We start from the raw sequence: 23178 nt of genomic DNA, 5'->3' as shown, positions 1-23178 counted from the left end.
TATTGTTCCTATGTTTACATGAGGTTTGTTTCTTTCAAATTTTGCCTTTGCCATTTTTTATTTCCTCCTTTATGTTAAACAATTATTTTTACTTGAGTAAACTTACCCTGGTGTGTTTATGTTATTACATATGTAAAAAATATGGAGCCCATAACCGGGATTGAACCGGTGACCTCCACCTTACCAAGGTGACGCTCTACCTACTGAGCTATATGGGCAATTTGGAAAACGAAACTCTGGAGCGGGAAACGGGGATTGAACCCGCGGCAACTAGCTTGGGAAGCTAGTGTTCTACCACTGAACTACTCCCGCCCGAATAGTTCAAATCAGCATACAAATAAAACACTGTATACCGATTACTAATTTTAATATAACTACTACACTTTGTCAATATAAAATTTATTTAATGTTTAAACATTTTTCCAATTTTCTTTTTACACGTTGAAGCGCATTATCTATAGATTTAGCATGCCTATCCAAATCACATGCGATTTCTTGATACGACTTACCATCTATGTACGACATTAATACTTCCATCTCTAAATCAGATAGCACTTCCCCTATTTCGGTTTGTATATGATTTATTTCTTCCCTGCTTATTATTAACTCTTCAGGATCTGCAACCCTTGCTTCAGATAAAATATCCATTAATGTTCTATCTGACTCTTCATCATAAATGGGCTTATTAAGAGAAATATACGTATTTAACGGTATATGTTTTTGCCTAGTAGCCGTTTTTATCGCTGTAATTATTTGCCTTGTGACACAAAGTTCTGCAAATGCTTTAAATGAAGATAATTTGTCTGGTTTAAAATCTCTAATAGCTTTATACAAGCCTATCATTCCTTCTTGATAAATATCTTCTTTATCGGCTCCTATTAAAAAATATGACTTTGCTTTAGATTTTACAAAATTCTCATATTTATTAATTAAATATTCCTGAGCTCTTGAATCTCCTGTTTTAGCTTGACTTACTATTTCTTCATCCAACATTTCCTTATACTTTAACAATTGAGTATTCACACTCTTACTGACAACCCCTTTTCCCACATAACATCCCCCCTAGATATTTGTGCTACAAGTTAAATTATACCTTACAAGCATTTTCATAGTCAAGGAATTTACTCAACTTTTGCGAATTTTTTGAAGTTTTTCCAGAACATTTTCATCTATTCGCTCTTCTAAAGTTATTTTTTCTCTTATAGAACTTTTTTCTATGTTTGTATTTATTCTTTTTTCTACACTTTTCACTTCATGATAAAATTCCAAGGAGGACATTCTAATTGCCCCCCTTTGGAATATTAATTGTTGTTCTAATGCATCCGATGTTACTACAAAAACCTCTATTTTTCTTCCTACATTATTTACTATTCTTTCAATAAAGCTATCTGCTGTTTCATTTTCTTTAGTAAACACCACAACCAAATTTTCTCCGTACTTTTCCCTTTTTTCAATACTTTTCTCTACCATATGTGCATCAAAAACCAAAAAAATCTTGTATCCATTAAAAGAAGCATAGTTCTGTAATGTTTCTATAAGCTTCTCTCTGGCGGATTCTAAACTATAATTTTTTATTTTTTTTAAATTTGGCCAACTATTTATTACATTATACCCATCTACAAATACATTTCTCACTTTTTCTCTCTGACCAATCGTTGCTTTAATATTTCATACATCAATATGCCCCCCGCCACAGAAGCGTTTAGAGAATTAACTCTTCCAAGCATAGGGATTTTTATTAACACATCACATTTTTCTTGAGTTAATTTAGACATACCCTTGCCCTCACTGCCAATTATAAGCGCTATACTTCCTTCTAAATTAGCTTCATAGCAGTACTGCTCTCCTTTAATGTCAGCACCATATACCCAAATTCCGTTTTCCTTCAATTCATCTATTGTACTATTTATATTAGACACCTTTGCAATTTTCACATGTTCCACAGCTCCTGCTGAGGATTTGTATACCGTTGGTGTCACACCAACACTTCTTCTCTTAGAAATGATTATACCATGTACTCCAGACACCTCTGCAGTTCTTATGATTGCACCGAAATTATGAGGATCTTCTATTTCATCTAAAATAACTATAAAAGGTTTTTCTCCTTTTTCCTTAGCATAATTTAGTATATCTGCTACATCACAATATTTATAGGGTGTCTTATATGCTATTACCCCCTGGTGACTTCCCGTTTCTGAAATCGAATCCAGTTTTTTTCTATCTACCTCTTTTACTACTACCTTTTTTTCACGTGCCAATGAAAGTATCAAATTAATAGAACCCTTGGTATCTCCTTTAGCTACTAACACCTGCTCTATAGTAGTATCTGCCTTTAACGCTTCTATTACTGCATTTCTTCCTTCTAATATATTTTCACTCATAATTGATCCCTCTTTTTATCTTAAAGTTCTTCTTTATATTTTTTTCTCACTGATTCTATATTGCCACAACTCATTTTTCCTTCTGGGCAAGCATTATTTATACAGGAAGGTCCGCTATATCTAAATAAAATAGGTGCTACCTTTTTAACCTCTATTAACATAGCATCTGCTAAGTTTCTAATTTCCCATTGAGCTCTATTACAACATCTATGTCTAAAAAAGTTCATTAAGCTTCTGGCATTCATAGTAAATACTATTTTAGTTTCACAAGCATTTGGGAATACATATCTAGCATCTTCTATAGCATTTTTCTCAGCAAAACTTTTTGTAATACCTCGTTCTAAATATCCCTCTTCTAAAAGCTTAACTATTTCATTATAAGACCTTTGACTATCTTCCATGGATTTTTGAAATAATGTTTTAGCTTCCTCATTCTTAGCTATTTCCGGTGGAATTATATATTCAAATTGATCAAGCTTCACATATCTCTGACTTTGCTGTGAATATGATGCTATTCTATGTCTAACTAATTGATGAGACAAACTTCTCGATATTCCCTCTGCTGCAAAAGTAAATGAAACATGCTCTATTGGTGATTCATGTCCATAAGACATAAGCATATTTAAGAACTTTTCTACTTTATCTTTATCTAGATTAGTTTCTATCTCATCTACACCAACAGAGCTATAGCATAATTTTGCAGCTTGAGCTATGACTCTTTCTGGATTTGGTGTATGTTCTAATAATCTTACTTTCAACAATTTCGCTTCCCCCTAAACTTACCTATCCTAACTATTATTTTGTTTGTAAACATCAAGTACTCTATTCAATACACATTTTAGTCTATCAATTTGTTCGGTTAAATATAAATATCCAATAAGGCTTTCGAACCCTGTAGCCATCCTATAATCCTGAACATCAGCATTTTTAGGGACTGTAGCTGATTTAGTGTTCCTTCCTCTTTTAAAAATCGAGAATTCCTCTTCAGTTAATTCATCAATTATATTTTTTGCAAACTCACTTTGAGCTTGAGCTTTAACAAATTCTACAGCCCTTTTATGAAGTTTATGTACATGCATATCCCTATAATTATCTACTAAATATGCCCTTACAAATACCTCATAAATAGCATCCCCCACAAAAGCTAATACAAGAGGATTTAAATATCTAGCTTCTGCAGGAGTAAATCTATTCTCTAAAAAAGACATTTCCATTATTATTCTTCCTTATTTCTTAAAATTTTAATCTACTTTTTTCCATCTAACTCCTTGAGGAGTATCCTCAAGAACTATTCCTCTTGCTTTTAAACTATCTCTTATTTCATCTGATAGAGCCCAGTTCTTTTGTTTTCTTGCCTCTTGTCTTTTCCCTATTAGCTCTTCTATTTCCTTTTCTAGAGTTGTCTTTGTAGTCTTTTGAAGTATTCCCAAAGGACTTCCAAGTTCTCTTATAAGACTTAAGCAATAGTTTACTGACTCTTTAGATGATTCAGTAGTTATATTTGTATTCATATCTCTTATCATGTCAAATATAACAGATATCCCATCTGCGGTATTAAAATCATCATCCATCTTTTCTATATATTTATCTTTATATTCACTTAAATGTTTTAAATATTCTCTTTCACTGTCACTTGCAACCTCAACCTTTACTTCTTGCAAAAGATTTTCTAAATTTGATATAGCGTTATACAGTCTTTCTATTGCAGCCTTAGAAGCTTCTAAAGATTCTTCTGAAAAGTTAAGTTGAGTTCTATAATGTCCTGATAACATGAATAATCTAACTACATCTGGTTCATATTTATCTAATATTTCTCTTGCTGTAAAAAAATTATTAAGCGATTTAGACATTTTCTCATTATTAACATTTAAAAATGCTGAATGCATCCAGTATTTTGCAAAGGCTTTTCCTGTTCTACATTCACTTTGTGCTATTTCATTTTCATGATGAGGGAATATAAGATCATGACCACCTGCATGAATATCTATGGTTTCTCCTAATAACTTATGAGCCATACAAGAACACTCTATATGCCATCCTGGTCTTCCCATTCCCCATGGACTTTCCCAAGCAGGCTCGTTAGGCTTTTGTTTCTTCCAAATAGCAAAATCCATTGGATCATTCTTTCTCTCGTCTATATTGATTCTTGCTCCCGCTTGTAAATCATCTAAATTTTGACCAGATAACTTTCCATATTCCTTAAAACTTTTAGTATTAAAATAAACATCTCCATTTACTTCATATGCATATCCTTTATCAATTAAATCTTTTACAAAATTAATTATTTCATCGATAAATTCTGTTGCACGTGGATTTATAGTAGCTCTTTCAATATTTAATGCATCTGCATCTTTATAATATTCTTCTATAAATCTATCTCCTAATTCTTTTACAGTAATATTTTCTTCATTTGCTCTTTTTATCATCTTATCGTCTATATCTGTAAAATTTTGTACGAAGTTAACTTTATATCCTCTATATTCAAAATATCTTCTTACTGTATCAAATACTATAAAGGTTCTTCCATTTCCTATATGAAAAAAGTTGTATACAGTTGGACCACATACATACATATTCACAATCCCCGATTGTAAAGGAACAAATTCTTCTTTTTTTCTAGTTAATGTATTAAATACTTTCATACCCATTGCCTCCTCCATAAAACTTTTTCTATATCTATTAATAAATCTTGCTATATTACCAAACCTATAATCTTATGCCCTTTTTTTCAAACTCTGCTTTTACCTTGTCGTAAATATCCCCTAATTCTAGAACTTCTATATCACTTGAGTCTCTTAATTTAAATTCTATTTTACCTTCTTGTATCTTTTTACCTACAGTAATTCTCATAGGAATACCAATTAAATCTGCATCCTTAAACTTTACTCCAGCTCTTTCATTTCTATCATCTAAAAGAACTTCTACTCCCATAGACTTAAGCTTATTATAAATTTCTTCTGCAGTTTTAACTTGATCCTCATCTTTCATCACTGCTGGAATTACCGTCACCTGGTAAGGCGCTATAGATAATGGCCATACTATTCCATTTTCGTCATGGTTTTGCTCTATAACAGTTGCCATTGTTCTATTTATACCTATGCCATAACATCCCATTACAAGAGGTTTATTTTCACCATTTTCATCTTGGAAGTTAGCGCCCATTGTTTCTGAATATTTTGTTCCCAATTTGAAAATATGTCCTACTTCTACTCCCCTTGCTACAGTTAAGCTTTCGCCACATTTTGGACATTTATCACCTTCTATGACTCTCCTAAAATCTCCCACTTTCCCTTCGAAATCTCTTCCATAATTAGCATTTATATAATGATAACCTGTGTCATTAGCACCTATAATAAAATTATACATTTTGCTAACTTCTTCATCAACTAGCAAAGTATCTACCTTTATTCCTAGAGGTCCTGCAAATCCTATTTCTGCAGATGTAGCTTCTCTAACCACTTTTTCATTTGCCATTTCAAAAGAAACTGCTCCACCTAAAGCATTTATTATCTTAACTTCATTTGCTTCTCTATCTCCTCTTACCATTACCGCTACTACTTTATCATCTACCTTATAAATAAGTGTTTTTGCAAACTTCTCAGGAGTAGTTTTAAAGAACTCAACTAACTGATCGATTGTTTTTATATTTGGTGTAGCTTCCTTTGTAATTAGCTTTAAATCTTCAGCTTCTGCAACTGCTGGCGTAGATGGAGCCTTTTCTACATTTGCAGCATATTCACAAGCTGTACAAAATGCTATCTCATCTTCACCTATTTCTGATTTAACCATAAATTCAGCGGAACCTGAGCCACCCATAGCTCCTGAATCAGCTTCTACAGATTGGCAGCTTAAGCCACATCTTTTAAATATATTATAATATGTTTCATACATGGTATTATATGATCTATCTAGTGCCTCATAGTCCTTATCAAAACTATATGCATCTTTCATTACAAATTCTCTAGATCTCATAACCCCAAATCTTGGTCTTCTCTCATCTCTATACTTTGTTTGTATTTGATAAAGGTTTAAAGGTAACTGTTTATAAGATTTTATTTCATTTCTTGCTATATCTGTAAATACTTCCTCATGAGTTGGTCCTAAGCAAAATTCTCTTTCATTTCTATCCTTTAATTTAAACATTTCAGGTCCAAAAACTTCCCATCTTCCTGATTCCTTCCAAAGTTCTGAAGGAAGAATTGCTGATGCTAAAAATTCCTGTGCACCTGCCTTATCCATTTCGTCTCTAACTATATCTTCTATTTTCTTAATAACTCTTAAGCCTAAAGGCATAAAGTTATAAATTCCTGAAGCCATTTTTCTCATCATTCCAGCCCTTAACATAAGCTGATGACTTACTATCTCAGCTTCCGCTGGAACTTCCCTTAAAGTGCTGATAAGCATGTTAGATAATCTCATATAAATTCCTCCTATATAATTAAAATATATATTAAATTCATTATTTAGATACAAAAAATATGCCCGCCCCTCTTAGGGCGAACATACGCGGTACCACCTAAATTTTTACTCACTTTTGATAACGGTTATCACCGGTAGTTTTATACTACAGCTCCGAAGCAGGTTCAAAACAGTGAACACCTTTCAGCCTAGGGTCTTCTCTCTGTAGTTTGTTTTTACTATTCTTCATCATAGCATAATATTAATTTCACTATATCTATACTATAGTAAAAGACAATTTTCTGTCAAGACCTTGCTTGTTTCTTTAATTTTCTCCTAATAAATTTTTTGCTATTAGTAAATCTTCTGGAGTTGTTATTTTAATATTTCTATAATCTCCAGAGTATAGATATACATGGTGTCCAAAGTACTCCACTACTGAAGTATCGTCAGTAAAATCATCTTTAAGTTCCTGAATCCCTTCATGACTTTTATAAATTATATCATATTTAAAACATTGAGGAGTTTGTAAACATGCTAAGGTATCTCTATTTAATGTTTTCTTAGAAAACCCATTTTCATCTCTTATTTTTATAGTATCCTTTGGTAAAACGCTAGAACAACTAGCTCCATATAAGCTTGCAAATTTTATTCCCTGTGTTATAACATCACTGCTTACAAATGGCCTGGCCCCATCATGTATTAGCACAACTTCGGAATTTTCTACAGCCTTTAATCCATTAAATACAGAGTCTCTTCTTTCAGCTCCTCCTGATACAATATGAGTAACTTTACTAAACTTATATTTTTGCACTATCTCCCTCTTACAATACTCAACTTCTTCAGGAGCAGCTACTAATACTATACTTTCTATATCTTCATGTAGTTGAAAAACTTTTAGTGTATAGTAAATTATAGGCTTTCCATTTATCTCTATAAACTGCTTGTTTATACCAGCATTTATCCTTTTCCCTTTTCCACCTGCCACTATTACAGCACAAGCTTTACACATATCCAGCCCTCTTTCATAACTCTTTATTCAAAGTTCTCCTTTTGTTTTGCAAATATCATTCTACCTGCTGCAGTTTGAAGTACAGAAGTTACTGTAACATCTACAATTTCTCCAATGTGCTTTTTTCCACCTTCTACTACAATCATTGTTCCATCATCTAAGTAAGCTACTCCCTGATTGGATTCTTTACCATCCTTAACTATCTGAATTCTCATTTCTTCGCCTGGAAGTACCACTGGTTTTATGGCATTTGCCAGTTCATTAATATTTAATACAGGTACTCCTTGAAATTCAGCTACTTTATTTAAATTATAGTCATTAGTTATTACTTTACCACTTAGAACTTGTGCAAGTTTTAAAAGTTTACTATCAACTTCTGCTATATCAGGAAAGTCCTTTTCATAAATTTGTACGTCAATATTTAATTCCTTTTGGATTTTATTTAGAACATCAAGACCTCTTCTGCCCCTATTCCTCTTTAATCCATCTGAAGAATCTGCAATATGTCTTAATTCTTCTAAAACAAAATTAGGTATCACAAGAGTTCCCTCTATAAATCCTGTTTGACATAAATCAAATATTCTACCGTCAATTATGACTGAAGTATCTAAAATTTTAGGGTCAGCTTTATATCCCTTACCCTTTTTATCCTTACTTCCAGAGCCAGCTTTTTTTAGTCCTGAAAACAAATTCATTATATCATCTCTTTTTCTAAGACCTATATTAGCCCCCAAGGCACCCATTATAACAGCTACTACAACTGCTAAAGGTACTCCAAGCACTGGTACACGAGCTAATAAATTTACAAACAATGCAGATATAGCAAGACCTAAAATACCTCCTAATGTTCCAGAAATAACCTCATTTGCCGGAAGCCTTTGGATACTCTTTTCTACATAATCCATGATTTTTATAATTATAAAAGTTATCCATGGGGAAATTATAAATAATATGAATCCGAATGATAAAGTTGATAATATTAAGAATAATACCGTTTTAATAGGACTATTTTGAAAATGATTAAGTTCCACAAGTAAATTAGATTTTAATAAGGACTCTCCAATAAAGTATCCAAATAAAAGACCTATAATTGTAAATAATCCTCTTAATATTTTTTTTAACATTTCTTCACCTCCTAAAATAATTATTAACATAATTTACAAATTAAATTCAGTCATTTCTAATATATCTTAATAATTAGCAATTTTCAATAATTACCGTATAATTTAATTGTTTATTTACCAATTTTTATTTATTTCCACCCCCTATTAAGTTTATTAATTTTACTTTATCATATATATATAAATAATTTATGGAGATAACCTATAAATTTTCTTATTTACAATTATCTATTTAGTTACGCTTGTTAATCTTATTTGTTAGGAGTTGACTAAAATGAAAGATTTAATTTATGACAGTTTTCAAAATGTAGTTGATGAGTCTCTATTAAGACATAAAAGTATATTGGATATACTTACAAAGTTACAGGAATCCGAATGTAGAATTAATAGAGCTGTAGCAAAATCTGTTACTAATTGCGGATGCATAGAAATTTGCGGAAAAAAACAGGAACTTCCAAATGATAATACTGATATTGAGGATATGAGTCATCTTTTAAAAACTCATTTAGAAGGTGCCTTATGTGATAATTGTAGAGATATAATCGAGCGTGAAATAGGAAATAACCTATTTTATTTAACTTCATTATGTAACATATTAGACTTAAATTTATATGATATTTTATTAAAAGAACATAATAAAATAGGTACGTTAGGTAAATATTCATTAAGATAAAGAAGTAAGTAAGTATCCTAAGTAAAGGATATTTACTTACTTTTTGCTAACTATCTATAAGGAATCTGTCTATCTATCATAATCTGTTCTCTTAATCTTCTAAGTCCATTTTTTATGGCCTTTGCTCTAGCCTCTCCTATTCCTTCCACCTTATCTAATTGATCATAAGAAGCTTCCATTACTGCTTTAAGTTCTTGGAAATTCTTCACCAAATTTTCTATTACATTAGCTGGTATTCTAGGAATCTTATTAAGCATTCTATATCCTCTTGGAGATATAAGTGTATCTACTAAAGGAACTCCTACATATCCTAAGAACTTTGATATAATATCTAAATTAAGTAAATCTTCAGATGACATATTTTGAACTTGCTTATATACTTCCGTATAATCCATATAACTTTCACAATAGTCTCTTATAAGGAATATTTCATCTTGCTCTACAGACTTAATTAATTCATTAAGCTGCATAGAAATCAATCTACCTTCATTACCTAATTCACAAATATATCTTTCAATTTCAATTACTATCCTCATTACCATTTCCATTCTTTGTATAGCTGTCATCACATCAAATAATGTCACTAAATCTTGAAATTCCAAGGTATTTAAATTATTTACCACTCTATCTAATACAGATACATACTTCTCTAAGGTTTGTAGTGCTTGATTAGCTCTACCTAAGATTACACTGCTATCTCTTAGCACATATTTTATACTTCCTTTATAAACAGTGATTATGTTTCTTCTCTGAGAAATAGCTATAACAATACTTCCTGTTTGCTTAGCCATTCTGTCCGCTGTTCTATGTCTAGTTCCTGTTTCAAAGGTTGGTATATTAGAATCTGGCATTAATTGAGCATTTGCCTTAATAATTTTTTTTAAATCAGTGCTTATAACTATTGCTCCGTCCATTTTTGCTAGTTCATATACATAGGAGGGACTATATTCTGAGCTAATGGTAAATCCTCCATCTACTAACCCCAAAATCTGTTCGTTATCTCCTAGCACTATTAATCCGCCTGTTTTTGCTCTTAAAATATTTTCTAATCCTTCTCTTAGAAAAGTACCTGGAGCCATTATTTTTAAAATACTCATAAGTTCCTTATCTTTTTCAAATCTCACTTTACTCACACCCTATGTTTTAAAATACTTTACTTATCACTTCTTTTAATGTAGAAACCCCTATTACGTTAATCCCTTCGATATTTACCTTACCCTTGTTACGTAATGGAACTATAAAATTAGTAAACCCCATTTTAAAAGCTTCATTTATTATTCTTTCTGAAAATGAAACAGGTCTTACTTCACCAGTTAATCCAATTTCTCCAATAACTGCAAGTTTTTCTAAATTTACAGCATTATTCTTGGCACTAGAAATTAGTGCCAGGGCAATTCCTAGATCAGCAAACGTGCCCTCAATATTTAATCCTCCAACAACATTTACATATACATCAGATGTATAAAATGGAATCTTTAACTTTTTCTCCAAAACAGCTAAAATAAGATTAAGTCTCGTATTATCTACTCCTACCGCAGTTCTTCTAGGCATATATGCTTTGGTTTCACTTACTAGTGCCTGAACTTCTACTAAAATAGGCCTGGTTCCTTCCATAATACCTATCACTACTGAACCTTCCTTTTGAAACTGAATATCCTCTAAAAATGCCTCAGATGGATTCGAAATTTCCGCTAATCCTTCTTCCTTCATCTCAAAAACTCCGATTTCACTAGTGGTTCCAAATCTATTTTTCATTGTTCTAAGTATCCTAAATTCTTGAGTCCTTTCTCCCTCAAAACTTAATACAGTATCTACCATATGTTCTAGTACCTTTGGTCCTGCTAAAGCTCCTTGCTTAGTCACATGAGCCACTATAAAAAATGGAACATTTTTAGTTTTCCCTATACGCATTATTTCGTTTGAACTTTCCTTTACTTGAGATACTGTTCCAGGTGCTGAAGTAATTTGTGGATTAAATAAAGTTTGAATAGAATCTATAATTATAAAAATAGGAGATATATTTTCTATATGATTCTTAATTGTTTCCACATTTGTTTCAGACACCACATATAATTCTTTTGATAATGTATCAAGTCTCTCTCCTCTCATCTTAATCTGCTCTTCTGATTCCTCCCCAGATATATATAAAACCTTGCCATATCTATTAGATATTTCATTTGCAGCCTGCAAAAGCAAAGTAGATTTTCCTATCCCAGGATCTCCAGATATTAATGTGAGAGAACCTTTAACTATTCCTCCACCCAATACACGGTTAAGTTCATTAATTCCAGTATTCATTCTCTCATACTGAATAGACTTAATATCTAATATGCTTTGTGGATTAGTTTTCTTTTCACTTGTAAGTCCTATTGAAGCTGTCTTACTTACTGAAGTCTTTACCTCCTCAATCATACTATTCCAACTATCACAGTCAGGGCATTTCCCTAACCATTTAGGAGATTCATATCCACATTTTTGACATACAAACACGGCTTTTACTTTTGCCATATAATCAACTCCCAATATTCTGTACAAATAACTATTATACAATATTATTACAAAGTTTTGTTAATAATAAACAAGGAAGTTTTATTATTCATAAAACTTCCTTGTTTATTGCTATTATTGTTTTACAAAATCTAGTTTATCATCTTTTACTGTAACAAGTATATCTTCATTCTTCTTAATGTTTCCTCTTAATATTTCTTCTGAAAGTTTGTCTTCTACGGTTTTAGTTATTGCTCTTCTAAGAGGTCTTGCACCATATACTTGATCAAACCCTTCTTTAGCTAGAAGCAATTCTGCTTCTCTATCAAATTTTATATTTATACCTTGTTCACTTAATCTTTCGCTTACAGTTCTAAGCATCAATCCTACTATTTTTTGTAAATCTTCCTGTTCTAATTGATGAAATACAATTATATCATCTATTCTATTTAAAAATTCAGGCCTGAAGGATCTTCTTAATTCTTCCATAACATTTTCCTTCATTTTTTCATATTGATCTTCACTTTCATTGGAAGCCACAGAGAATCCTAATGATTTTTGCCTTTTAATAGTGGATGCACCTACGTTAGAAGTCATAATTATAAGCGTATTTTTAAAATCTACTGTTTTACCTTTACCATCAGTTAATCTTCCATCTTCTAATATCTGTAGTAATATATTAAACACCTCAGGATGTGCCTTTTCTATTTCATCAAATAAAACTACAGAATAGGGATTTCTTCTAACCTTTTCAGTTAACTGTCCTCCCTCATCATATCCTACATATCCTGGAGGAGATCCTACTAGTCTAGATACTGTATGCTTCTCCATATATTCAGACATATCAATCCTTATCATGCTATTTTCATCTCCGAAAATAGACTCAGCTAGTGCCTTAGAAAGCTCTGTTTTACCTACCCCAGTAGGTCCTAAAAATATAAATGAACCTATAGGCCTTTTCGGATCCTTTAGTCCTACCCTAGCTCTTCTTACTGCTCTTGCCACAGATTTAACGGCCTCGCTCTGCCCTATTACCCTATTGTGCAATATTTCTTCTAGCTTTAATAGTTTTTCAGATTCCTTTTGTGTTAGTCTTTCAGCAGGTATATTAGTCCATTTTGCAACTACAGCTGCTATTTGATCCTCTCCTACTGTTAGCGTAGATGCCTGTTTTTGTGTCTTCCAATCTGTTTTTATATTATCAAGCTTTTCTTTAATTTCTTTTTCCCTATCTCTTAGCTGAGCAGCCTTTTCAAAATCCTGTACCCTTATAGCATCCTCTTTTTCTTGAGTTATGGTTTCAAGCTCTTCTTCCATCTTTTTCACATCTGGAGGAGCTACCATATTTTCAATTCTAACCTTTGATGCAGCTTCATCAATAAGATCAATAGCTTTATCTGGTAAAAATCTATCAGTTATATATCTATCTGATAAATTAACTGCAGCGAGTATTGCATCATCTGTTATTTTTACTCTATGATGAGCTTCATACTTATCTCTTAATCCTTTTAATATAAGTATTGCTTCCTCTTTAGATGGTTCTCCTACCGTAATAGGTTGAAATCTTCTTTCTAATGCAGCATCCTTTTCTATATACTTCCTATATTCCTCTATAGTAGTTGCTCCTATGCATTGTATTTCTCCTCTAGCTAATGCAGGCTTTAATATATTTGATGCATCAATTGCGCCCTCTGCTGCACCGGCTCCTACTATAGTGTGTATTTCATCAATAAATAGTATTACATTTCCCACTCGTCTTATTTCTTCCATTATTTTTTTTAGCCTATCTTCAAATTCACCTCTATATTTTGCCCCTGCTATCATTGATGATAAATCTAACGTAACAACTCTTTTATCCTTTAAAATTTCAGGAATATTTCCTGAAACTATCTTTTGAGATAACCCTTCTGCTATAGCTGTTTTACCTACCCCTGGATCTCCTATTAAACAAGGATTATTTTTAGTTCTTCTACAAAGTATCTCAAGAACTCTTTGAGTTTCCTTATCTCTTCCTATAACAGGATCTAATTTACCCTCCCTAGCCATTTCAGTAAGATCCCTACCAAACTGATTTAAGCTTGGAGTATCTTCGTTAGTTCTCTTAGCTGAATTAACTGTATTAGATGATTGCTCTCCAGATAAGTTTTCCAAAAGTTCTTTTCTTAACTTCTCAAAATCTACTCCCAAATTATTTAATATTGTAAATGCAACACCTTCTGATTCTTTAATAAGCGCTAGTAAAATATGCTCTGGACATATGAAGTTATGATTTAAGTTTCTAGCTTCTAATAAACTTAATTCTAATAATCTTTTTGTACGAGGAGTAAGTGGTATCTCATTTCTGTATATATCTATATCTCCCTTTCCCTCATATTCTTCAATGAGTTCTTTTACATCATTTAAAGTCACATTCATATTATTTAATAAATTTTGTGACATACTATCTTCCCTTAAAATACCTAACAATATATGCTCCGTTCCTACATAACCATGTTGTAAGTTTTTTGCCTCTTCCTGAGCATACATAAGCACTTTTTGAGCTCTTTCAGTAAATCTTCCAAACATCATAATAATTCACCACCATTTAAAATTATTTTAACTTATCTCTTACAATTTTCGCCCTAAGTATATCTCTTTCAGAATAACTTAATTCCTTTGAAGCTATTTTATCAATCATATATCGCTGTGAAATTAAAAGCAATTCATTTAATGTATTCTTATTTACATCCTTAATTATGCCCATTTCTAATCCAAGTCTTACATAGGAAAGTAATTTTAAGCACTCATCGCCATTTAAAATCCTTGAAAATTTTAGAATTCCTAAGGATCTATATATTTTATCTTCTAGTTGAGTTAAATGAGTATTTAAAAGCATCTCCCTAGCACGCTTTTCTTCGCTTATTAATTGATTTACAACTAGCTTCAGATTGTTTATTATTTCTTGTTCTGTTAATCCTAAAGTTACCTGATTGGAAACTTGATATAAATTACCTTGAGCCTTAGATCCTTCACCATATAATCCTCTAACCGTAATTCCAACTTGATTTAATGCATTAAAAATTTTAGAAACTTCGTTATTCATAGTAAGTGCCGGCAAATGAATCATAACCGAAGCTCTTAGTGCTGTGCCTACATTAGTGGGACATGCTGTTAAATATCCCAATTCTTCATCATAGGCGTACTGCAACTTTCCCTCTAATTTATCATCTAGATCATTTGCAGCCTTATATGCTTCATCTAGATTATAGCCAGATGTAATACATTGTATTCTTAAATGATCTTCCTCATTTATCATAACACTTATGGTTTCTTCATCATTTATTATAAAAGCAGCTTTATTTTTATTAGAAATCAATCTATCACTTATGAAATGTTTTTCTAAATAGATTCCATCATCTACAAAATTAGTTTGCCAAAGATATCTGGTATTAAAATCATCCTTATTAACATTATCATAAAATACTTCTTCAACTTCTTTTACAATTTCTCGACTCTGTTCTTCAGATAATTTATGTGGAAAGGATTTATCCTTTAAGTTTCTTGCTAGTCTTATTCTACTGCTTAAAATTATGCCATCTTCATTATAGGATGAATGTATCCAATTTTGCATCCTAATCCCTACCCTTCCTTTTCCATCTCTCTTATTAGATCTCTAATTTCTGCTGCCTTTTCATATTCCTCGGATTCTATAGTTTTTTTAAGTTCTTCCTTTAATTCAAGCATTCTTCTTTTGTTTATTATTTCTTTGCCTTGTTTGCACGGAATTTTGCCTTTATGCTCTATACTTCCTTGTACTCTTTTTATTACAGGAATGGTGGAACTCTTGAAATTTTTATAACACTCACCACATCCTAAAAACCCATTTTCTTTAAAATCTTTATATGTGGTTCCACATTTTTCGCATTTTATATTAGAACTTTTATCTAAAGAAGATGAATTATTAACCCCTTCTATTATTAATCCTATTAATTGCTGAAAGCTAAAAGGAGAGTTTACATTTATATTTCCCGGGTAAGCCATCCCTTGAAACTGCTTAGCACACGATTCACATAAATTTAGCTCCTGTTTTACTCCATTAACTATTTTAGTTATGTGTACATAAGCTTCATTGCTTTTACATACTTCACACATCATAACTATTGCCTCCTAAAATAAAACTTTATTCATATTTAAAATTATTACTTACTAAACTGATAAAACAGATAGCATACTTTTTAATAACTCTGCTCTAAATGTATTTTTATTTTCTTGTAATAAATTCAAACTTCTATCATTAATAGCCATTTTCATGATATAAGCCTCTCTCTCAGAGACTAAATCATTCTCTTGTAAATAATTTATTATTTTTACAGATTTGTCAAAAGTGATACTGTCCCCTATTTGTAAATTTACAGCCTGCATAAGCTTTTTATTATGGTTAAAATCCACATGTTTAATTATTATGCAGCCTCCGCCCCCCCTTTTACTTTCTACATAATATCCCCTATCTGTAGTAAATCTGGTAGTAAGAACATAATTTATTTGAGAAGGGGCACATCTAAAATAATTAGCCAATTCATTACGTTGAATTTGCAATTCACTTTCATCGTTATCTTGCAATAATTGTTTAATAAACTCTTCGATAATATCAGATAGCCTTGCCACGTTTGCACCCCCTGACTTTGACTTTCTTTGACCTTAATTAAATATTATAATTTTACTTACTTAAATGCAATATTCAAATAAATAAAATTATAGATTTCTATGCCATTTATAGTAAATTAATTAACACTTCCTCTTAAAAACTATCATTTGCTCATAATTTGAATTTTATATACTCTAGTCAATAAACAAATCAAAGTTTATTTAATATATTTATTAATCTCATAGCTTAAAAACTCACTAAACTTATTTAAATCCTCTTCTTTAAGAAAACCACCTTGGCAATGTTTATCACCACCGCCACCTCTTCCCTGAAAATTACTTATATTTTCTTTAAAGACTTTTCCACAATTCAAGTCAAATGTTCCATCATGAGATAATATTACTTTCTTATCTTTTTCTGAAACTAATATATTTATACTATGGCTTTTCGCCATAATAAATCTATTAATAATTTGAATTTCCTCAAAGGTTTCTTCGTTAAAGTTCTTAAATAATGTTAAATTATTTACTTCCTTAACTATATCTTCAGCACGAAATTCCATTAACTTTTCTTTAAGCTCTTTTACTTGCTTGGATAGTACCTTTACCTGTAAACTTTCATTAGTTACTTTATCTAAAATTTCCTTATCAGTAGATGAATAATTTTTATTTAAAGTTGCTACAATCTTATGCTTTTGTTGATAGTCTTCAAAAGCTTTTTGTCCACACTTAAAATATATCCTAGTCATTCCTTTATAATTTTCAGTCTTAACTATTTTTATTAATCCTATTTGCCCTGTGCTTCTTACATGGGTTCCACAACACGCTATACGATCTATTCCTTCTATTTCTACTATTCTTATATCTTCTTCTACGGTGCATGGTTTTCTTAAATTTAAATTAGAGATTTTTTCATAGTCTACAAAATAATCTATAATAGGTATATCCTTATATATATAATCATTTGCCCTTTTTTCTACTTCATTTATAATATCATCTGTAAAGTTTTTCATTGAATTATCAATAGTTATATACTCATCCCCCATGTGAAATCCATCATTTTGAGTACCATAAATATCGTATAATACCGCTGATAACAAATGTTCCCCTGCATGCTGCTGCATATAATAAAACCTTTTTGAAAAATCCAGCTTACATTTTACTTCTGCTAAATCAGGCTTCCCTTCTAAAACATGAATTATTTCTTTTTCTCTTTCAAATACACTTTTTACCTGTAACCCATCTATGAACCCTTTATCTTCAGGCTGGCCTCCTCCCCCTGGGAAAAATGCTGTTTTATCTAAAATTACATAAAACTTACCATCCTCTTGAAATACTTCTTTTATGCTAGCATTCCATTCTTGAATATATGGATCAGTATAATATAATCTCTCCGTCATGGTTATAATTTACACCCCTTACCTTTATTATATAGTTTTTACTTCTTTCAAGTTTCTTAAATGTGAACTATCTGCATTTAATAGTACTTCAAATCTTTCATTTTCTGCTCTCACTATTGTTAAACTTGTAGGATGAATGAATGGAGGACTCCAAAAATCCTCTATTAATGCATTTTGGAAAAAACTCATTATAGCTTTTAATGTAATTGTATGTGTTACTATTAATATATCTTTTCCAATGTTTTCACTTATAATCTCTTTTACTAGTTCTTTTGTTCTCTGTCTTACCTGAAAAAATGTCTCTCCACTATATGGCTTGTATAATTTAGGTGCATTCCAGAAATTATATAACTCTTTACTATAAAGTTTTTCTATTTCATCTTGAGTTAAACCTTCCCATATCCCCATATTAATTTCTCTAAGTCTTGAATCTGTGTAAAGGGGTATATTCCTCTTACTGTTCACTATATTAGCTGTGCTCAAAGCTCTATTAATAGGACTAGAATATATGACATCTAATTTAGTATCCTTTAATCTCTCCTCAAGCCACTTTGCCTGCTGAATTCCTAATTCCGTAAGAGGAGAATCGCTCCATCCCTGCATTCTTTTCTCTACATTCCACTCAGTTTGACCATGCCTAGTTATATATATAGTGGTTGTCATAATATATTCTCCTCCCTTAACGCAAGTGCCGCTGCCCCTATTACTCCTGAATTAGTACTTAACTTTGCAGGAAGTATTTCACAAGAATCAGCAAGAATCTTAAAGCACCTCATTTTCACTACATCTTTTACAGTATTAAAAACTACTTCGCCAGCCTTGGATACCCCTCCCCCTATTATTACAACTTCTGGATCAAAGATACTAACTAAATTTGCTATACAAATTCCCAAGTAATTTAAACTTTTATTAACTATTTCACTGCATACCTTATCACCATTTTTTGCTTCATTAAATACCTCATATGCTGTAATATCAGAATACTTACTCAAACTAGTTATCACTTTTTTTTCTATAGCTTGTCTTCCTTGTCTTCCTATGGATGTGCCAGAAGCTAAAACCTCAGCACATCCGTAATTTCCACAATTACATAATGGTCCTTTAGGATCTAATGTCATATGCCCTACCTCTAAAGCATTACAGGTATTTCCTCTATATATATTGCCATTTAATATAGCTCCTCCTCCTATACCTGTACTTACTGTAATGTATATCATATTCTTAGAACCTTTTCCTGCTCCAAATGTATGCTCTCCTATAGCTGCCACATTCCCATCATTATCTATATAAGTATTTATATTATATATTTTTTTTATTGGATTTATAATATTAAAGTTTTTAAAGGGCAAATTGGGTGTAGTAATTATTATTCCCTCCTTTGAATCCAATGGCCCTGGTGCACCTATACCTATTGCCCTAATATTTTCAATTTTAATTTCAGATTTATTTAAAACTTCATCTATAGTTTTAATAATTCTATTTAAAACTACATTCTCTCCCTCACTTGCTAATGTTGGAATATTAATCTGTTTAATTATATTCCCTTGAAAATCCACTATAGCCGTATTTATTTTAGTTCCACCTAAATCTATCCCTATTACAAATTCCTTATTCATAACCCTTCCCCCAAGTTTAATAATTAATATTTATTATATCATAGCTTTAATGTAATTTATTTCTTCTATTTGCTATTATATTACAATTCCAATCATCATCTCTATTTTCATTTATTATATCAAATCCTTTATCCAATAAAATTTTGCATAGTAAATCTATATCTTCGCTTTCATTATTTTTTATATTTATAGTAAGTCTATCATTTTCTGATGGAATATCCATGTAATCATACAACACACTATAATCCTCCAATATTATCCTATCCCTTATATCTAACCTAAAATCTGACATAAAATAACTCCCTTCCTCTTTTCCTCTTAGTTAGCTTTTGTAAACAAAATTGAAAATATACCAATATATTTTAATAAGGATGAATTCTTATATAATTTACTGAAATTTCACTTATTTTTTTTACAAATTAGTGTTATAATTTTCCTAACAATATTTATTATATCAAAATTTGAGGAGGGTAATATATGGAAAAATCATTAAAAGGAACTAAAACTGCTGAGAATTTATTAAAGGCTTTCGCTGGTGAATCACAAGCTAGAACCAGATATACATACTATGCATCTACAGCTAAAAAGGAAGGCTATGTTCAAATTTCCAATATATTTATGGAAACTGCTGAAAATGAAAAAGAACATGCAAAAGTGTTCTTTAAACATTTAAATAAAGATTTAAAAGGCGAAGCTGTAACTATTACTGCGGATTATCCTGTAGGACTTGGTACTACAAAAGAAAATCTAAGCTATGCTGTTGCCGGTGAGCATGAAGAACATTCTAAAGCATATCCTGAATTTGCTAGAATTGCAGAAGAAGAAGGATTTAAGGAAATAGCTTTAAGCTTCAAAAATATTAGTAAGGTTGAAGAAAGACATGAAGCGAGATTTAAAAAATTGCTTAATAATATAGAGAATGATACAGTATTTAAAAAAGATGAAATTGTTTTATGGAAATGTAATAATTGTGGATATATCCATGAAGGCATAGAAGCTCCTAATGTATGTCCTTCATGTAATCATCCAAAAGATTACTTCGAAGTATTTTGCGAAAATTATTAATAAAAAATCCGGTATATAATATATACCGGATTTCAATTTGCATTTTATAAAGCTTCCTTTTCCTTTTTTCTCTCTTCAATTATTTTAAGTGCTTCTAAATGAGGAACTTCATCATACCTTTCAAACCTCATAATAAAGCTTCCTTTTGCTTGAGTTAGTGATCTTAAATCAGTTGCATATTTAAACATCTCAGCTTGTGGAACTTCTGCTATAACCTTTTGGTTTTTACCCGACTGTTCCATACCAAGAACTCTACCTCTCTTTTTATTTAAATCTCCTATTATATCTCCCATATATTCGTCAGGTATTAATATTTCTACATGCATTACAGGTTCTAGTAGTACTGGCTCAGCATCTTGAATACCCTTTTTATATGCTAAAGATGCTGCCATTTTAAATGCCATTTCTGATGAATCTACTGGATGGTAAGAACCATCATGCAAAGTAGCTTTAAGTCTTATCATAGGATATCCAGCTAATACACCATGCTGTATGCATTCTCTAAGTCCTTTTTCTACTGCTGGTATATACTGCCTTGGTACTACCCCGCCTACAACTTGATCTACAAATTCTAGTTCATCTCCATCAGATCTTGGTTCAAATTTTACCTTCACATCTCCATACTGCCCGTGGCCACCGGATTGCTTTTTATGCTTTCCTTGTACATCAGAGATTTTTCTTATAGTTTCCCTGTAGGCAACTTTAGGCGTTTCAAGAGTTACCTCAACCCCAAACTTATTTTTTAATTTATTTGCTATAACTTCTAGGTGAGTTTCTCCTGTTCCTGAGATTATTGTTTCTGCATACTCCAAATCTCTTGAAATATTAAATGTAGGATCTTCTTCTAATAGCCTGTTCAAGCCACTAGAGATCTTATCTTCATCATTCTTAGATTTAGGAATTACAGACATAGCCATTGAAGGGTGTGGGAATTTTATCTCTTCAAATATTATTCGACAATTACTATCACATAACGTATCTCCTGTGCTAGTATATTGAAGTTTTGCAACTGCTCCTATATCTCCAGCTATTATACTATCAGTGTTAACTTGCTGCTTCCCTTTCATAAAATACAGTGCGCCTAACTTTTCTTGTTTATCTTTATTACTATTGTACGCCATAATATCTGGACTTGCTTTACCTGTAATAACTCTAAACATTGATAACTTTCCTATGAATGGATCTGCAATAGTTTTAAATATAAAAGCTGAAAATGGTCCATCTTCAGAAATCTTTACCTCTATTTCCTTATTATCTTTTACACTTTTAGCCTTTATAGCTGATATGTCTTCTGGACATGGGAAACACTCTATTATATCATCAATTAATGTCTTTACACCTTTTCCAGTTAAAGCAGATCCACACATAACAGGAGCTATTTCACCACTAGCACATCCATTTATTAATCCTCTAAATATTTCTTCTTCGCTTAGTTCACCTTCACTAAAATACTTATCTAAAAGTTCCTCATTTGTTTCTGCAACTGCCTCCATTATCATGTTTTTACATTCTTTAACCTTGTCATATAATTCAGGTGGCACATCTGCTTCTTCTATATCATCTTTTTTAGGGTTATATATCATAGCTTTATTGGAAATAACATTCACAACTCCTTGAAATCCACTCTCTTCTCCTATTGGATACTGAATTGGAACCACTGATATACCAAACCTATCCTTTAACTCTAATAAACATTTTTGGAAATTGCTATTTTCTCTATCTAACTTATTTATATAAAATGCTCTAGAAAGATTATGCTCATTTACATATTCCCATGCTTTTTCTGTTCCTACTTGAACTCCAGATGATCCTGAAAGCACTATAAGTGCTACATCTATAGCTCTCAAACCTTCTATCATTTCTCCTACAAAGTCAAAGTATCCTGGCATATCTACTAAGTTGATTTTTATATCATCCCACTCACAATTAGCTACTGCAGTAGAAATTGATATTCTCCTTTTTCTTTCTTCCGTATCATAATCAAATATGCTACTTTCCTCATCTACTTTTCCAAATCTATCTACAGATTTGGTACGATATAATATTGCATCTGCAAGAGTTGTCTTACCTGAACCACTGTGCCCTATAATACCTAAGTTTCTCAAGTTTCTTGTTTTATACTCTTTCATAAGCAATGCCCCCTAACATACTTTTTGTCTTTGTTTTATATATTCTATCAAAGAATAAAAAATCCTTTAGAAAAAATATAATTTTCAAAATATTTGATATTATATTTTTTTCCATACTTGATATTATTATGCAACAAATTTAAAATATATTAGTATTATTATATTATTTGTATCTTAAAAGATAAAAAAAGCCTAAAATTACAAAATATAATGTAATCTTAGACTAATATTATCAATCATATATTTAATTATAAATAAAAATGGCTCCGTGGA

Annotated in this window: 22 protein-coding genes and 2 tRNA genes; 2 read left to right on the top strand and 22 right to left on the bottom strand. The window is 31.3% G+C overall.

The features are described from left to right. Positions 1-142: 142 nt before the first annotated feature. The 11 genes from DP68_RS05185 to DP68_RS05135 all read right to left on the bottom strand — a co-directional run bounded on the left by DP68_RS05185 (position 143) and on the right by DP68_RS05135 (position 8915). A tRNA-Thr gene (locus DP68_RS05185) sits at positions 143-218 on the bottom strand. 19 nt (positions 219-237) lie between these two features. Continuing rightward, positions 238-312, bottom strand: a tRNA-Gly gene (locus DP68_RS05180). Positions 313-399: 87 nt separating this feature from the next. Continuing rightward, positions 400-1050: an RNA polymerase sporulation sigma factor SigH gene (gene sigH / locus DP68_RS05175; protein WP_035307079.1), complete on the bottom strand. Its 651-nt coding sequence runs from the start codon at positions 1048-1050 to the stop codon at positions 400-402. Between the two features lie 75 nt (positions 1051-1125). Next, positions 1126-1635 (bottom strand): NYN domain-containing protein, encoded by a 510-nt coding sequence (locus tag DP68_RS05170; RefSeq protein ID WP_035307075.1) that lies wholly within the window; start codon positions 1633-1635, stop codon positions 1126-1128. After that, positions 1632-2381, bottom strand: a complete 750-nt coding sequence (gene rlmB, locus DP68_RS05165) for a 23S rRNA (guanosine(2251)-2'-O)-methyltransferase RlmB (RefSeq protein ID WP_035307072.1) — start codon at positions 2379-2381, stop codon at positions 1632-1634. Before rlmB ends, DP68_RS05170 begins: the two co-directional genes overlap by 4 nt. Before the next feature lie 20 nt (positions 2382-2401). Next, entirely contained in the window at positions 2402-3142 is a 741-nt protein-coding gene (thyX, locus tag DP68_RS05160) for an FAD-dependent thymidylate synthase (protein ID WP_035307070.1), read from the bottom strand. 27 nt (positions 3143-3169) lie between these two features. Further along, entirely contained in the window at positions 3170-3595 is a 426-nt protein-coding gene (locus tag DP68_RS05155; RefSeq protein ID WP_035307069.1) for a Mini-ribonuclease 3, read from the bottom strand. Positions 3596-3622: 27 nt separating this feature from the next. Further along, the gene (gene cysS, locus DP68_RS05150) at positions 3623-5023 is read right to left on the bottom strand and encodes a cysteine--tRNA ligase (RefSeq protein ID WP_035307067.1); all 1401 of its coding nucleotides are present in this window, start codon (positions 5021-5023) and stop codon (positions 3623-3625) included. A 64-nt stretch (positions 5024-5087) separates the two neighbouring features. After that, a complete protein-coding gene (locus DP68_RS05145; RefSeq protein ID WP_035307065.1) occupies positions 5088-6800 on the bottom strand; it encodes a proline--tRNA ligase in 1713 nt (570 codons plus the stop codon). Between the two features lie 304 nt (positions 6801-7104). Further along, a complete protein-coding gene (gene ispD / locus DP68_RS05140; protein ID WP_035307063.1) occupies positions 7105-7791 on the bottom strand; it encodes a 2-C-methyl-D-erythritol 4-phosphate cytidylyltransferase in 687 nt (228 codons plus the stop codon). A gap of 23 nt (positions 7792-7814) precedes the next feature. Continuing rightward, positions 7815-8915 carry a PIN/TRAM domain-containing protein gene (locus DP68_RS05135; RefSeq protein WP_035307060.1) on the bottom strand — a complete coding sequence of 367 codons (1101 nt, stop codon included), beginning with the start codon at positions 8913-8915 and terminating at the stop codon, positions 7815-7817. Positions 8916-9186: 271 nt separating this feature from the next. Between DP68_RS05135 and DP68_RS05130 the strand changes: the two genes are divergently transcribed. After that, positions 9187-9585, top strand: coding sequence for a hypothetical protein (locus DP68_RS05130; protein WP_035307058.1), 399 nt, complete (start codon positions 9187-9189; stop codon positions 9583-9585). Positions 9586-9635: 50 nt separating this feature from the next. Here the strand turns inward: DP68_RS05130 and disA are convergent, their stop codons facing one another. The 10 genes from disA to DP68_RS05080 form a co-directional block, all read right to left on the bottom strand. Then, positions 9636-10709, bottom strand: coding sequence for a DNA integrity scanning diadenylate cyclase DisA (gene disA, locus DP68_RS05125; protein WP_035307055.1), 1074 nt, complete (start codon positions 10707-10709; stop codon positions 9636-9638). Positions 10710-10728: 19 nt separating this feature from the next. Continuing rightward, positions 10729-12093 (bottom strand): DNA repair protein RadA, encoded by a 1365-nt coding sequence (gene radA / locus DP68_RS05120; RefSeq protein WP_035307052.1) that lies wholly within the window; start codon positions 12091-12093, stop codon positions 10729-10731. Positions 12094-12207: 114 nt separating this feature from the next. Then, the gene (locus DP68_RS05115) at positions 12208-14640 is read right to left on the bottom strand and encodes an ATP-dependent Clp protease ATP-binding subunit (protein ID WP_035307050.1); all 2433 of its coding nucleotides are present in this window, start codon (positions 14638-14640) and stop codon (positions 12208-12210) included. A gap of 22 nt (positions 14641-14662) precedes the next feature. Beyond that, positions 14663-15682 carry a protein arginine kinase gene (locus DP68_RS05110; protein ID WP_035307046.1) on the bottom strand — a complete coding sequence of 340 codons (1020 nt, stop codon included), beginning with the start codon at positions 15680-15682 and terminating at the stop codon, positions 14663-14665. Between the two features lie 8 nt (positions 15683-15690). Next, positions 15691-16206, bottom strand: a complete 516-nt coding sequence (locus tag DP68_RS05105) for a UvrB/UvrC motif-containing protein (protein WP_035307043.1) — start codon at positions 16204-16206, stop codon at positions 15691-15693. Between the two features lie 51 nt (positions 16207-16257). Beyond that, complete coding sequence (locus DP68_RS05100; RefSeq protein ID WP_035307041.1) at positions 16258-16716, bottom strand: CtsR family transcriptional regulator; 459 nt, start codon at positions 16714-16716, stop codon at positions 16258-16260. A gap of 197 nt (positions 16717-16913) precedes the next feature. After that, entirely contained in the window at positions 16914-18095 is a 1182-nt protein-coding gene (locus DP68_RS05095; RefSeq protein ID WP_035307038.1) for a DHHA1 domain-containing protein, read from the bottom strand. A gap of 27 nt (positions 18096-18122) precedes the next feature. After that, complete coding sequence (locus DP68_RS05090) at positions 18123-18758, bottom strand: histidine phosphatase family protein (protein ID WP_035307037.1); 636 nt, start codon at positions 18756-18758, stop codon at positions 18123-18125. Continuing rightward, on the bottom strand, positions 18755-19711 hold the full coding sequence (locus DP68_RS05085) for an ROK family protein (RefSeq protein WP_035307034.1): 957 nt from the start codon (positions 19709-19711) through the stop codon (positions 18755-18757). Before DP68_RS05085 ends, DP68_RS05090 begins: the two co-directional genes overlap by 4 nt. 46 nt (positions 19712-19757) lie before the next feature. Next, positions 19758-20003, bottom strand: coding sequence for a hypothetical protein (locus DP68_RS05080; RefSeq protein ID WP_035307031.1), 246 nt, complete (start codon positions 20001-20003; stop codon positions 19758-19760). Between the two features lie 185 nt (positions 20004-20188). Between DP68_RS05080 and rbr the strand changes: the two genes are divergently transcribed. Continuing rightward, positions 20189-20776, top strand: coding sequence for a rubrerythrin (gene rbr, locus DP68_RS05075; protein WP_035307029.1), 588 nt, complete (start codon positions 20189-20191; stop codon positions 20774-20776). A 44-nt stretch (positions 20777-20820) separates the two neighbouring features. On the opposite strand, the gene fusA is transcribed toward rbr, so the two are convergent. After that, a complete protein-coding gene (gene fusA / locus DP68_RS05070) occupies positions 20821-22905 on the bottom strand; it encodes an elongation factor G (RefSeq protein ID WP_035307026.1) in 2085 nt (694 codons plus the stop codon). Positions 22906-23178 lie beyond the last annotated feature (273 nt).

Origin of the sequence: Clostridium sp. HMP27, from assembly GCF_000765165.1 — a bacterium.
Classification (GTDB): domain Bacteria; phylum Bacillota; class Clostridia; order Clostridiales; family Clostridiaceae; genus Clostridium_AK.
The sequence above is the reverse complement of the archived record's forward strand: the minus strand, read 5'-3'. Positions and strand labels throughout refer to the sequence as shown.

Coding starts and splice junctions, on each gene's coding strand:
- rlmB (WP_035307072.1), bottom strand. CDS start 2,381: ATGAGTGAAAATATATTAGAAGGAAGAAATGCAGTAATAGAAGCGTTA.
- DP68_RS05155 (WP_035307069.1), bottom strand. CDS start 3,595: ATGGAAATGTCTTTTTTAGAGAATAGATTTACTCCTGCAGAAGCTAGA.
- cysS (WP_035307067.1), bottom strand. CDS start 5,023: ATGAAAGTATTTAATACATTAACTAGAAAAAAAGAAGAATTTGTTCCT.
- DP68_RS05145 (WP_035307065.1), bottom strand. CDS start 6,800: ATGAGATTATCTAACATGCTTATCAGCACTTTAAGGGAAGTTCCAGCG.
- ispD (WP_035307063.1), bottom strand. CDS start 7,791: ATGTGTAAAGCTTGTGCTGTAATAGTGGCAGGTGGAAAAGGGAAAAGG.
- DP68_RS05135 (WP_035307060.1), bottom strand. CDS start 8,915: ATGTTAAAAAAAATATTAAGAGGATTATTTACAATTATAGGTCTTTTA.
- DP68_RS05130 (WP_035307058.1), top strand. CDS start 9,187: ATGAAAGATTTAATTTATGACAGTTTTCAAAATGTAGTTGATGAGTCT.
- radA (WP_035307052.1), bottom strand. CDS start 12,093: ATGGCAAAAGTAAAAGCCGTGTTTGTATGTCAAAAATGTGGATATGAA.
- DP68_RS05115 (WP_035307050.1), bottom strand. CDS start 14,640: ATGATGTTTGGAAGATTTACTGAAAGAGCTCAAAAAGTGCTTATGTAT.
- DP68_RS05110 (WP_035307046.1), bottom strand. CDS start 15,682: ATGCAAAATTGGATACATTCATCCTATAATGAAGATGGCATAATTTTA.
- DP68_RS05105 (WP_035307043.1), bottom strand. CDS start 16,206: ATGATGTGTGAAGTATGTAAAAGCAATGAAGCTTATGTACACATAACT.
- DP68_RS05095 (WP_035307038.1), bottom strand. CDS start 18,095: ATGACGGAGAGATTATATTATACTGATCCATATATTCAAGAATGGAAT.
- DP68_RS05090 (WP_035307037.1), bottom strand. CDS start 18,758: ATGACAACCACTATATATATAACTAGGCATGGTCAAACTGAGTGGAAT.
- DP68_RS05085 (WP_035307034.1), bottom strand. CDS start 19,711: ATGAATAAGGAATTTGTAATAGGGATAGATTTAGGTGGAACTAAAATA.
- DP68_RS05080 (WP_035307031.1), bottom strand. CDS start 20,003: ATGTCAGATTTTAGGTTAGATATAAGGGATAGGATAATATTGGAGGAT.
- rbr (WP_035307029.1), top strand. CDS start 20,189: ATGGAAAAATCATTAAAAGGAACTAAAACTGCTGAGAATTTATTAAAG.
- fusA (WP_035307026.1), bottom strand. CDS start 22,905: ATGAAAGAGTATAAAACAAGAAACTTGAGAAACTTAGGTATTATAGGG.